Source organism: Brooklawnia cerclae (genome assembly GCF_011758645.1).
Taxonomy (GTDB): domain Bacteria; phylum Actinomycetota; class Actinomycetes; order Propionibacteriales; family Propionibacteriaceae; genus Brooklawnia; species Brooklawnia cerclae.
The window spans coordinates 285,059-297,192 of sequence record NZ_JAAMOZ010000001.1 but is presented as its reverse complement, the minus strand read 5'-3'; the positions used below and the strand labels follow the sequence as shown (position 1 = coordinate 297,192).

8 protein-coding genes are annotated in these 12,134 nt (G+C 71.4%); all 8 read right to left on the bottom strand.

The genetic code is table 11. The annotated features are described in order from the left end of the window. Window positions 1-52: 52 nt before the first annotated feature. The 8 genes from FB473_RS17770 to FB473_RS01355 all read right to left on the bottom strand — a co-directional run bounded on the left by FB473_RS17770 (window position 53) and on the right by FB473_RS01355 (window position 12,126). Window positions 53-1,957: an FHA domain-containing protein gene (locus FB473_RS17770; protein WP_243863446.1), complete on the bottom strand. Its 1,905-nt coding sequence runs from the start codon at window positions 1,955-1,957 to the stop codon at window positions 53-55. Window positions 1,958-1,959: 2 nt separating this feature from the next. Then, window positions 1,960-3,267, bottom strand: a complete 1,308-nt coding sequence (locus FB473_RS01385) for a VWA domain-containing protein (RefSeq protein ID WP_167164141.1) — start codon at window positions 3,265-3,267, stop codon at window positions 1,960-1,962. A gap of 47 nt (window positions 3,268-3,314) precedes the next feature. Then, window positions 3,315-4,643: a protein phosphatase 2C domain-containing protein gene (locus FB473_RS18165; RefSeq protein WP_167164139.1), complete on the bottom strand. Its 1,329-nt coding sequence runs from the start codon at window positions 4,641-4,643 to the stop codon at window positions 3,315-3,317. Then, complete coding sequence (locus tag FB473_RS01375; protein WP_167164137.1) at window positions 4,640-7,132, bottom strand: serine/threonine-protein kinase; 2,493 nt, start codon at window positions 7,130-7,132, stop codon at window positions 4,640-4,642. Before FB473_RS01375 ends, FB473_RS18165 begins: the two co-directional genes overlap by 4 nt. Beyond that, window positions 7,132-8,295: a hypothetical protein gene (locus FB473_RS01370; protein WP_167164135.1), complete on the bottom strand. Its 1,164-nt coding sequence runs from the start codon at window positions 8,293-8,295 to the stop codon at window positions 7,132-7,134. Before FB473_RS01370 ends, FB473_RS01375 begins: the two co-directional genes overlap by 1 nt. Then, window positions 8,292-9,569 (bottom strand): hypothetical protein, encoded by a 1,278-nt coding sequence (locus FB473_RS01365; protein ID WP_167164133.1) that lies wholly within the window; start codon window positions 9,567-9,569, stop codon window positions 8,292-8,294. The genes FB473_RS01370 and FB473_RS01365 overlap by 4 nt, the downstream gene beginning before the upstream one ends. Beyond that, complete coding sequence (locus FB473_RS01360; protein ID WP_243863445.1) at window positions 9,569-11,359, bottom strand: AAA family ATPase; 1,791 nt, start codon at window positions 11,357-11,359, stop codon at window positions 9,569-9,571. The genes FB473_RS01365 and FB473_RS01360 overlap by 1 nt, the downstream gene beginning before the upstream one ends. A 227-nt stretch (window positions 11,360-11,586) precedes the next feature. After that, window positions 11,587-12,126, bottom strand: a complete 540-nt coding sequence (locus FB473_RS01355; RefSeq protein ID WP_167164131.1) for a hypothetical protein — start codon at window positions 12,124-12,126, stop codon at window positions 11,587-11,589. Window positions 12,127-12,134 lie beyond the last annotated feature (8 nt).

Here is a 12,134-nt window from a genome sequence, read left to right as displayed (position 1 = left end):
GTTGGTCAGTCTAGGGTCTGGCGGGCCGGCCACGGCATGTGTCTGCCGTGCGCTACAGGTCGGCCTCCTGCACCAGGGCCGGGCGGACGACGATCCGCGTCCACGAGCCGACATAGATGCGGTCGAGCGGACGCAACTCGACGCGTCCCGAGATCGGCTGGGTCGGCAGGGGCTTGTCGACCTGGCCGACATAGGTGCCGTTGGCCGAGCCCATGTCCTCCAGGAACCACCGGCTCCCGTCGGTGGTGAGTGTGGCCTGTCGACGGCTGACCCCGGAATCGGTCAGGCAGTCGATGTCCGGATGCTGCCCGCCCGAACTGCGCCCGACCACGACGGTGGCGCTCCGCAGCCCGCGGATGACCGGCTGGCCAGGGGACGGGAGCTGGTCAGGCGCCTGTTGGACGCGATACCACTCCGGGTCGATCCATATCTCCGCCACCCAGCGGACGGCGCCGGCCGTCGGTTGAGCGGGCCGAGGCCGCACCGGCTCGGCGGGCTGCCGGACGGGTGGCATCTGCCCCGGAGGCGGGGTCTGCGGCGGGGGCGGCGTCTGCGGCGACGACGGAGACGTGAAGCGCTGGACCGGAACTTGTTCAGGCGCCGTCTCCCGGGCCGAGGCACCGGGGAACGGCTCCGCGACCGGGCGTGTCGGGCCGGGAGCCCGGTACGCGCCGCCGTACACCTGGGGCGAGTTCCCCTGCCCGGTTGCCGGGTGCGCACTCCGGGAGGCCGCGGGCTGCGGCGGAAGGGGGCGAGGACGCGGCGCCTCCTGCGGCACGGCACCGAACGGATCCTGGGGACGATCCCCCGGGTTCCCCCGGTCGTCCTGCGGCGCTTCCGACCAGATCGGTTGCTGGGGGGATGCCTGCCCGGTCACCGGGCGCGGGAACGAGGGCTGCTGTGCGGAGCCCCAAGGGCCTGTGGACTGCTGAGGAGCAGGCTGCTGATGAGGCGCAGGCGGCTGGGGAGCGGGTTGCTGAGGCGCGGGCTGTTGGAGAGCGGGCTGTTGGGCAGGGCGCCACTGCGACGCAGGCTGTTGGAGACGCGGCTGCTGCAACCGGGGGACCGAGATGTCGCGGAGCGAGTCGGGGTCCGGGACGTCTCGTCCCGCATCACCGAGCGAGAGCGCCTCGGCTGCCTTCGCGGCTGCTTCGGACGGCGGGGTGAAGGGCGCTGGTGAGTACTCGGCCACCAGCGGGTTCTTCCGTGGCGCGTGCGTGGGGACGTCGTCCACGATCAGCGTGGTCACGGGCGGAGCCACGGGTGGGGCGGGCACCGGGCGCGGGGGTTCCGGCTCATCGGAGGCGGGAGCCTGCGGTTCCGGCTCCGGCAGGGGTGACTGCGGCAGAGGCTCGGGCTCGCGTGTCTGGGCCGGCGGCGGCACCGGCACCTGAGCCGGCCGGAACGACGGCTGGGTCGGCTCAGGAGGCACGACCGCCGATGCGGCGGGCGGCTCGTCGGCCACGTAGGGCTCGGGAGGCACGCGTTCCGCGGCGGGAGGCGACCAGATGGGCTCCGGCTGGGGGGTTTGCGTGGATGGGAGACCCGTGGGCTCAGGAGCCGCAGGCGGAGGAATTGTGGGCTCGGGAGTCGCCGTCGGCTGCGGCGCCGGCCCGCCGGCCGCGGTCTTTGCGGAAACAGGTTCGGCAGGGACAGGCTCTGCCGGAACAGATTCGGCTGGAAGGGGTTCGGCGGCGACGGACTCGGCCGGAACCGGCTCCATGGGAACGGAATCGGCTGAGCCCATCGCGACGAGGTCAGGGATCACAGGCCCGGGACCTGTGGGCTCGTCGGGGAGGGCCTGGAGATCGTCGTCGGGCTCCGGGTCGATCAACCGGGGACGCGAACCCGTCAGGAAGTCGTAGCCGCAGGTCTCGCAGAAGTACGCGTCCAGGGGTGCGGGTGTCTGGCAGATCGGGCAGATCTGCTCGTCGGTGCCGGGAGATTCGGGAGCCATGGCTACTCCGTCGCCCCGGCCGCATCGACCCCGGCCTGCCGCGTGCGGGTCGTCTTGGTGGACGCCGTGTCGAGTGCCATCTCGTCGGCCCGCGCCACGTTGCGTCTGAGCCGCACGGTCCCGGTGCCGGGATCGACGACGTCGACGACCTTCCGCAGCTTCGTCGTCGCCTCGTGGTTGCCGGTCTCGGCAGCGAGCTGCACGGCGCGTCCGAGCTTGCTGGTGGCGGTGGACAGGTCGCCCGCCTGTTTGGCCGCGAGCCCCTCCTGAATGGCGTTCGCGAGTTCGGTCTGCCCGGTGTAGTGGGCCACCTCGTCGTTGATCTGCGCGGTCAGGTTGTCGTCGCTCGACCACACGGCCTTCACCATGCCCTGCGTGCGCGGTTGCTCGGCCACCACGAGTTGCACCCGCGCGGCCAGTTGCTCCTGCCCGATCGCCTTCGCGGGCAGCCGCACGGCCACGTGGTAATCGCGTTCCTCGTCGCCCCACGCACCGGTCGGGAAGTCCATCGTCAGCGGGTTGACCGGATGCCCCTGGCGGGTGAGGTCCTCCACCGTCGGGGAGACCTGGCGGACGAACAGCAGCTGCGCGCCTTGGGGCACCCATACGCGCAGGTCAGCGGTGGAGACCCCGCGGCTCATCGAGGTCTGCATGATGCGGGCGAACTCCGCGCCCATCATGGCGGGATCGGGAATGATGTCGAGCGTGCCCATCAGCGCCCGCGAGATCTTACGTACCTCGCTGACCACCCAGTAGGTGCCCACGCCCCGGCAGTCGCACTGGAACTGTCCCTGGCACGACCGGATGGCGGCCTCCAGCTGCTCGGGGGTCTCGTGCTCGTCCGCCCCGTCGGTCAGCAGCAGTGCGTGCTTCTGGGCGAGGATGCCTCCCATCGAGCCGAACAGCGCGAGGGTCAGCGACAGCCAGCGGCCGATCGCGGTTCCCCCGTCGGCGATCAGCCGACTGATCGCGTTCTTCGCCTCGCGGCGCGTCCGGGCAGACATCTGCACCATGCCGGGCCCCGATTGGACGACCGGATAGGCCAGGTAGGCCTCGTGCGTCCCGGACACCACAGCGAAGTAGGTGCCGTCGAGGATGTTGTCGAGCGCGACCATCGCAGCCTGACGGGCCGCCATCATGCTGCGCTGCCCCATCGAGCCCGAGCAGTCGATGATGATGATCTCGCCGGCGGCGCCGTCCGAACCCGCGCTACCCGCGTCGTTGACGCCGATACGGACGATCGCGTTGACGTCCGTGCCGCCGTCCGGCAGGTATTCGTTCTGGTAGACGGTGGAGGAGAACAGGGCCACCGGGTTTGTCCTTTCGTCGCGATGATGCAGCCGCCGACGCAGCCAGACTAGCCGGTGGACTCGACACCGGAAGCGCGCATGGCAGGCGCGGCCGAGCCGACCGGGCGGGTGCGGATGGTCTGCTGTTCCGATTCCGGGGTCGGCTCCGCCTCCACCCGTGCCAGGGCCACCGTGATGTTGTCGTGCCCGCCCTGGCTGTTGGCCCACTGGACGAGCTCACGTGCGACGCTCGCCGGGTCCGACGCCGCCGACTCCGCGAAATGCCGGACGAGAAGGGCGATCGCGTCCGGTTCCGAGGCGTAGTTCCACAGCCCGTCGCTGCAGGCGACCACCCATCCGCTCAGTTCCGGCTCCACGGTCAGGACGGCGATCGACGGGGTCGTGTCGGGGGCGTCACGGCCGAGCCAACGGGTGATCACGTGGCTGTTGGCGCCCGCCTCCGCGGTCAGCCGGTCGACCCCCTGCTCGATCTCCTCCTGTGCCATGGAGTCGTCGGTGCTGAGCAGCACAGCGGGCCTGACGTCCGGCACGAAGTAGACACGCGAGTCGCCCAAGTTGGCCGACAGCAGCTGACGTCCCGACAGCAGTGCGATGGCCAGGGTGCACGATGCGGGGCTCGGGCTGGTGAGATCCGAGTTGTCGAGCACGGCCTGATTGGCCGCCTGCGCCGCCCCGACCACCGTGTCGGAGATCCGGGACGCGTCGTCGGCTCCCAGCACCCAGTCGACGTTCGCCGTCAGATGTGCCAGGGCGGCCCTCGCCGCCGCCAGCGATGCCTGGTCGGAGTCGGTCGACGTCGATACACCGTCGCACACCACCATCACCGCGTGCCCGACGGGATCGGCTGCGGCGTCCAGCGCCATGGCGTCCTCGTTGTGCAGGTGCCGCACGCCCCGATCGCACACCCCCGCCACCCACGGCGCGGGCTGGGCCTCGAAGTGATCCCGGACGCTGGGCGCCTTGGCCCCGCACTGCTCGCAGTAGCCATCGAAGTCGATGGTCCCGCCACAGCGGGGGCAGCGCTCCACGGTCGGCACGAACGTGCGTACGGGCGCCACGACATCGGGCGGCGCCACGGCGGTGACAGGCAATGACTCCGTCTCATCGGCGGCGATCGCCGCCAGCTCGGGGTCGTGCCGCCACTCCCGGGCGTCGGTCGCCCCGAGGAGGAGCCTCGGAGCGGGGCCAGGAGGCTGCGCCCAACCGGCAGCCGCGACCGTCCCGTCGGACGGGGCCGGAGGCTGCGCCCAACCGCCGATGGCCTCCGAATCGTCCGGCTCGTCCTGAGGCTCCGCCGGGCCCGCGGGTGTGCTGCCGGTCGGCTCGTCGAGCTCGTGCGACTCTTCGGTGGGCCGCGAGGTCAGGGGGTCGGTCACAGCAGGCTCCATCTGCGAGTCGAGTCGGCCCTGGAGAGCAGCCGATTGCGTTCGTCGTCGTCCCGCGCCCACTTGGCGAGGTCGCGATATGCCTTCTCCAGCTTGGGACGCAGGTTGCGGGCGGTGGCGGGCAGCCCGTCCAGCATCACCTTCGGCGCACCGCGTTGGGCCAGGACCTGCGGGAGCGCCGCCTCGAGGATCTCCACCTCCAGCCGGGCCGTGGTCACCTGGTCGAGGCGCGCGGCGTGCACGGCTTCCATGGCGGACGCCAGGTCGGCGAGGTCGCCGCCCCTGCCCAGCAGGAGCTGGGCGTGCGCGGTACGGGCGTCCGAGTATCCCCGGCTCGTCGGCGGTACCAGGGCCAGGGCGGCCAGCGTCCCCTCGAAGTCGCCACGTGCCTGGCGCAGCCTGGCGAGGGCGAACGCCGACGGTGTGACGTAGCCGGCGTCCGTGCTGGCACAGATCGCGTAGAGCTCCTCGGCGAGGGTGGGCAGCTCCCCGCGCTCGCAGGCCACCGCCAGCGCGAACTTCGGGGCCAGTTCCCCGGGCACCTGGCCGTAGACGGTGTTGAACGGGGCCTGCGCCTCGTGCCAGGCACGCCCCTGCACCGCGACCAGTCCCTGCATCCACACGGCACGCCAGTCCCACGGGTCGGCCTTGAGAAGTTCGCGGATCACCTGGGACGCTGTGCGCCGGTCAGACATGGCCAACGCCAACTCGATCTGCTCCAGCATCACCGCGGCCGTGCGCTCCGGCGCCCGGTTGAGCGCAGCCATCTTCTGCCGGGGATCGTCCAGTGTGATCGAGGCGAGCCAGTTCGTCATCGGATCGGACGGGTCGGCCAGCAGGTGGGGAAGCTGCCGCCACTCGTCGGCATGCCCGGCGGTCATCGGCGGGCTGAACAGCGTCGAGAGCTGCGAGCCCGTCGCCGCCCCGCCCGACTCGCGGCCGACCACCTCGCGCAGCACGCCGGTCGCCTGCACCCGCAGGTCCTCCGCGCTCTGGAACCGGTCCTCCCGCACGGGCGCGCACGCGCGCTGCACGAGACGGTAGAACGAGTCGTGCTGGTCGAAGATCGGCATCTTGCTGATCGGCGGGAGCGAGTCGACGTATTCGCCCTGATAGCCGCGGAACTCGGCGGCCATCACCACCATCGCACGCCCGATCGTGTAGATGTCGCCGGCCACCGACGGCCCCAGCTCGGCCACCTCGGGGGCCTGATAGCCGTTCGTCCCGAAAATGGGCGAGTCCGCGTCGTCCTGGCGCCGCACGGCACCCAGATCGATCAGCTTCACCGAATCGCCCACCTGCATGAGGTTGTCCGGTTTGAAGTCGCAGTACAGCAGGCCGCTGTCGTGAAGGTAGGTGAAGGCCGGCAGTATCTCGATCGCGTAGGCGAGCGTCCAGTCCACCGGCAGCGGGTCGTAGGTGCCGTTGTTGGCCTGGCGCCGCTGCTTGAGCAACTGGGTGATCGAACGGCCGGGCACGTACTCCATGACGATGTAGCGCGCGTCCCCGTGCTGGACGAAGTTGTAGATCTCGACGATCAACGGGTGCTCGACCGCGGCGAGGAACTCCCGCTCCTGTTTGGCCGAGGTCGCCGCGTCCTCGTCCCCGGAATTGAGCAGGCCTTTCAGCACCACCCACCGGTCGGACACGTTGCGGTCGCGAGCAAGGTAGATCCACCCCATGCCGCCGTAGGCCAGAGCCCCCGCCACCTCGTACTGCTTCGAGACGAGTTCGCCGGGCTTGATCGCCGGGCGGAAGTCGAACGGCTTGCCGCAGGTGGCACACGCACCCTCCACCTCCCCCGGCTCGCCGGCCCGCCCACGGCCCACGGGCTCGCCGCACGACGGGCAGAATCGCCGCTCCTCAGGAACCACGGGGTTGCTCATCACTGCCGACGCCGGGTCGACGGACGGGGCCGGGGGCACGCTCGTGATGCCGGCGCCGATGCGGGTGCGAGGACGATGCGCGTCCGACCGCACCGGCGTGAGCCCGGAATCGGGGCCCACCAGCGACGATCCCATGAGAACGGTGCCCAGCTCCGAGGCCGTGGCCGTGGTCGACAGGGGCGTCCCCAGCAGTTCGGGAGCCGCCGCACGGGGCTTCGCGTCCGGCGGGTTACCGCAGTAGTTGCAGTAGCCGTCGACGATCGTGCCGGAGCAGCCGGGCTGCGGGCACGGGCCGCCGCGTTTGCCCAGCCCGGTGCCGGACGCGGAGTTCCGGGACGCTGCGGAGGGCCGCGGTGACGCCGAGACACCGGGAGAGGCTGAGACACCAGCGGACGCCGAGGCGGATGCCCGGCTCGGCCGGGGCGCGGAGGTGGGAGCCGCGGCTGCCGAACGGCCCGCCCGCGATCGTGGTGCCGGTCCCGGACCGGCCGCGGGAGCCACCACCGGGGTGGGTGTGGCAGTGGGCGGCATCCCGCAGTAGTCGCAGTAGCCGTCCACGATCGTGCCGGGACAGCCGGGCTGCTGGCACTTCATCAGCGGTCACCTTCCCCGGAGGCCAACCATGTCACCAGGGCCCGGCAGGACGCCACGAGACCCGCCAGTGCCTCGGCCGGCCGGGGGTCGAGAGCCGCGAGTTCGTCAGCGAGATCGAGCAGCCGGGAGAGCCGGTCGTCGACGATCCCCTGTTCTTGGGCCTCACTGCGCACCATGATGATCTCGTTCGCCACGACCCCGTGCTCGCGCAACGCCTCGGAGTTGGCCTGCTCGACCAGATCCATCGCCGCCGACACCCGTTCGAGCCGGGACACGTAGGCGTCGAGGCCCGCAGGATCTTCCGGCACCGGCCCGAGTGCGGTCACGTCCGGCACCGCGTACTTCGGTGGATTCGGGACGACGCCCGCGACCGTGGCCACCAGGCCCTCAAGATGCTGTCCGCGAGCGATCAGGTCGGCCCGCAGTCGGCTGGCCGTCTCGGATCGTCCGGGGGCGGTCGGCTCCGACGCCGCGACCGGGGCGTGCTGCCTGCGCATCGCCCCGCCCACGATGAGGTCGCGCTCGAACGTGGCCGACTCGGCCTCCAGAGGCCCCAGCAGCCCCCCGATGTCGCCGCCTCGTCCTGCCTTTTCGGACAGCTGTTCGAGGCGTTCGGTCAGGCCTGCCAGCTTGGTGCGGGCCTCGGCTGCCGACTGGGGTGGCTCAAGGGCGACCTGGTCGCGGAGCCGCTCCATGGTCGCACGCAGGTCGCGCAGGCGTCCCACCGCCTCGGTGCCCGCCGGATCGAGCTGCAGCCGGTTGCGTAGCTGGCCGGTGAGCGCGTCCGACATGCGGCATGCCTCGGGCAAAGACATCCCGGACGGCGCTCCGGCGAGCCCGCCCCACGCCTCGTCGTCCAGACGCCCCCATACCAGGGACGACAGCTGCTCGCGCTCCTTCGGACCCACCCGTCCGCGGTCCCACACCTGGAGCAGCCGCCGGTACCGGCTCTGGATGGACTGCCACAGCTGAAGGCCCAGGGCGATGTCGGGGGTCAGGTCGTCGGAGTGCTCGCTGGCCCGCACCGCTTCGTCGAGCGTCTCGATCTCGGCGCGGCGGGCGTCGAGCCATCCGTCGAGCGCGATGAGGTAGGTCCGCAGCTCGAGCGGGTCGACCGGTTGGCCGAGCCTGCCGGGAGCGACTGGTGCGGATTGTGTGCTCATCGATACCTCCGCAGGGGCTGACTGATACCGACTCCCGCCGCGACCGCCGCCAGCAGCATGGCGGCGGCGGTGCCACCGGTGGCGGCCCTGATGATCTGCGCATGGCTCGTGAGCTGCAGGTAGACGCCCGTCCCGATGGTCGACGCCTGATCGGGCAGCCAGTCGACGAGGGCCTCGTACGAAGTCTGGGCCGTGGACGCGGCCGCCGCCTGACCGGGGTCGTCGGCGTCCACCATCTGTGCGTGCGCGCCAGCCATCGCGTCCAGGTGGGCCACCATGCCGGCACCGTCGGCACCAGGCACATTCGCCAGCGCGCTGCGGGCGGCGTCCATCGCCGCGGTGTACTGCTCCTCGCCCTCCGCCGCTGATGCAGTGCCCAGCAGCGTCCGGGCCTCCCACGCCTTGGCCTCGGTGACCGACGCGTAGGCCTGCACCGCGGAGGTGGCCTGCACCACCTCGCCCTGCCGCGCCGCCCCGACGCTGTCGGCGCTGCGGGTGACGACCTGGGTCGTCACGACGCCCATGGCCGCTGACAGACCCAGGGCGAGGACGAGCCCCAGGTTGAGCACGCGCCGGGTGCGGCGCGCCACGGCGACGCTGGCCAGGAGCAGCACGAGCACCGGGGCCACGGCGAGCAGACCCAGCCAGCGCTGGTCGGCGATGGACCCGGACAGCCGGGCCTGGTTGAGCTCGATCTGTGCGTCCAGCCCGGGGAGGAACTCGTCGCGCAGCTGCGCGGACGCGGTTGTCATCAGCTCGGGATCCTGGGCCTCGACCGCCCGTGCCACCGAGACGGCATAGCCGGTGAGTTCCTCGTTCGCCTGCGACAGCGCGTCCTGATCCGGCACCGAGGCGGCGCTCGCCAGCGACAGCATCGAGGCAGCGTCCTGCAGCCCGGTCAGATAGGAGTCCGTCGGTTCGGCTCCGGTCTGCGCAGCGACCAGTTCGCCGGCCGCGTCCGCGTCGGCGGCCAGCACATCGCCGCGGACGAGTTGCAGGCGCATCAGCTGCTGGGCGGCGTCATTGACCTCGGTGAGCGATGCCCGGTTCTGGTTCAGCGCCAGCGGGGTGACGACCGCGACCGCCAGGCAGACCAGCACGGAGGCCGCACGCCACAGGCTGAGGACGCGCGGCGTCGGGGCCTCCGGACGCACTGTCGCCAGTTCGGCCGCCTGCCCGCCCGCCGGTGTCATCGCCGTGCCCGGAGCCTGCCGTGCCTTCGCATCGGCTCCCGGCGAAGCCGTCCCCGGACGGGCGACCTGGAACGACTGCATCAGCGGGCCTCCCCGTCGTCCGGCGCTGGGCCGTCCATCACCTGTTCCCCGCCCGCGGAGGGCTCGCGCCCGGCCCCCGCCGCCTCGACGAGCGCATCCCCGGGCTCCACCTCGTCGCCTGCCAGGACGTCGGACGACAGCAGGGTGCGCAACTGCTCGATCGTCGGTGCGGGCTCGTCACGCAGCCGCCAGGCCTGGTGGCCGATGGCCGCCTCCAGCACGTTGCGGCAATAGCGACCGTTGCCGAACGTCTCGTCCCGCACCTGGTGCGACAGGTCGAACTCGAAGGCCTCGAGCGCGCCGGGGGCGAGCTCGTAGTCGGCGCCCACCACCTGCGACCGGAAGATCTCGACCAGTTCGGCGTCTGAGTAGTCCCCGAACTGGATCGTCGTACGGAACCGGCTGGCGAGCCCGGGATTCTCGGCAATGAACGTGGTCATCGGGCCCGGATACCCGGCGACGATCACGACGAGGTCGTCCCGGTTGTCCTCCATCTCCTTGACCAGGGTGTTGATCGCCTCCTCGCCGTACTGGTCGCCCGACAGGCTGTAGGCCTCGTCGATGAACAGGACGCCACCGATCGCGGACGCGCACACCTCGGAAGTCTTGAGAGCGGTCTGACCCAGGTAACCGGCGACCAGTTCGGAGCGGTCGACCTCGACCAGTTGCCCCTTGCTCAGCAGGCCGAGCGCCTTGTAGATACCCGAGACCAGCCGGGCGACGGTCGTCTTGCCCGTGCCCGGATTGCCGACGAAGACGAGGTGACGCGTGATGGTCGGCACCTTGAGACCGGCCTCGCGGCGCAGCGCCTGGACGCGGAGCACGGCGGCCTGCCGCTTGATCTCGGCCTTCACCCCGGCCAGGCCGATCAACTCGTCCAACTCGGCGAGCAGCTCGTCGACGCTGCGCTCGGGCTGGGCCCCAGCGGCGTCCTCGGCGGCACTGGCCTCCTGCGTCCCGGGAGCCTGCTGCGCGGCCCCGACCGGGGCCTGCGCCCCACCCGTGGGCGGGGCCTCCTGAGGTGCGGGCGGCCGGGGCGAAGCGACCGGGCCGACAAGCCCGGTCTCCCGCAGTTCCCGGATGCGCTGCTGATTCACCTGCAGTTGGTCGAGCACGGACTGGAACGCCGCGTCTCCCACCCGGGTGAAGTCCTCCATGGCCTTGAGCCTGTCCTGCGACGCCTGCAGCCGGTCGAGGATTCCCGAGTTCGGGACGGTGGTGTCGCCGTCGGTCGGGTTCGCTCGTTTCGACAGGCTCAACGAGCCCTCCACCGAGCCCGTCGAAACGCCCGTTGAGCCCGTCGAAACGCCCGTCGAGCCCGCCGAGCCTGTCGAAACGCCCGTTGAGCCTGTCGAAACGAGCGAGGAGAGCGGCCCCGGCCCTCGCGTCCCGGGCCGGCGCACGGCCTCCAGTTGCGCGGCCGCTGCGGTGGCGGCCATCCCCGCCACCTGTGCCGTGGGCTCACCGAGGGTGCAAGCGGCGATCGCGATCTGCCCGAGAGCGTCGGCGTACTCCTCCGCCTGCTTGGGCCGGGTGTTCCCGAGTTGCGTCATGAGCGGGGTCGGGCTGACTCGCCAGCGGCGTCCCCGCGCGGCCGCCTCGACGAACTCCTGGGCATCGGCCTCGCGTCCCAGCTGCTCGGCCCACGCGAGGTAGGCACCCACCGCGGGCTCGGCAACCGCCGCCGCCAACTGGGTGCCCTCCTGCCGCGCCTGATCGGGATCCAGGCCGGCGCTCCGTGCGGAGTCCGCGAGCCGGTCGAGGGCGGTGCGCAGCGTGAGGCTCGTCATGGCAACTCCCTTGGTCCGGCGGCTGTTCGTCGGCATCCTCCCCTGTGGAGGCGGAAACGGAAGTCGTCGTCCGCTCGCAGTGATCCGGGTCGCCGCACGAGGCATATCGGTTCATCCAACCTAGCAGAGCGATCCACAGCAACAGCGCCCGTCAAGGGTGCGTTCAGGGTCGGCTCAGTGGTGCCGGACGCCGCGGCGAGACCGGGACGATCACCGCCGATCGCAGGTCAGGCCGGGCCGAGGTCGAGCGGATTGTTGCTGCTCCTGGTGGTCTGATCGAGGACGACCGGACGCATGCGTCCCCCGAACTTCGCGTCCAGGAACGCACCCTGGGCGACCAGGGCCGCGGCGTCCCGCCGATTGATGGCGTCGTACATGCGCCCGATCGTCAGCGACAGCAGGTCGAGCTGGTCGACGAGCAGCAGCAGCGACGACTTGCCGTTGGCCACCGGACGGGTATCGGCCCAGTCACGTGGCAAGGCCAGATAGCTCGCCAGCGACTCGGGCAGGTAGTCGGTGGCCGTCGCGACGACCGTGTAGGCGTCCTGACTGTCGAGGCCGAGCGAGGACAGACGGGGCACGATGGCCTTCACGACGGTCGTGATCCGCAGGACGCGCGCCAGCACGGGCGACGGGGCGTTGCCCTCCATCACCATGCGCTCGGCCCGAACCAGCGCCCGCTCGATGTCCACCGGGGTGGGCGGCGGAGCGGCGAGCTCCGAGGGCTCGGGTTCCTTGTCCTTGCTGAGCCAGTCGAACAGCCCCATGACGTCCT

Excerpts from the sequence above, each read along its gene's own strand:
- FB473_RS01375 (WP_167164137.1), bottom strand. The coding sequence starts at position 7,132 with ATGAAGTGCCAGCAGCCCGGCTGTCCCGGCACGATCGTGGACGGCTAC.
- FB473_RS01365 (WP_167164133.1), bottom strand. The coding sequence starts at position 9,569 with ATGCAGTCGTTCCAGGTCGCCCGTCCGGGGACGGCTTCGCCGGGAGCC.
- FB473_RS01370 (WP_167164135.1), bottom strand. The coding sequence starts at position 8,295 with ATGAGCACACAATCCGCACCAGTCGCTCCCGGCAGGCTCGGCCAACCG.
- FB473_RS01355 (WP_167164131.1), bottom strand. The coding sequence starts at position 12,126 with ATGGGGCTGTTCGACTGGCTCAGCAAGGACAAGGAACCCGAGCCCTCG.
- FB473_RS01360 (WP_243863445.1), bottom strand. The coding sequence starts at position 11,359 with ATGACGAGCCTCACGCTGCGCACCGCCCTCGACCGGCTCGCGGACTCC.
- FB473_RS17770 (WP_243863446.1), bottom strand. The coding sequence starts at position 1,957 with ATGGCTCCCGAATCTCCCGGCACCGACGAGCAGATCTGCCCGATCTGC.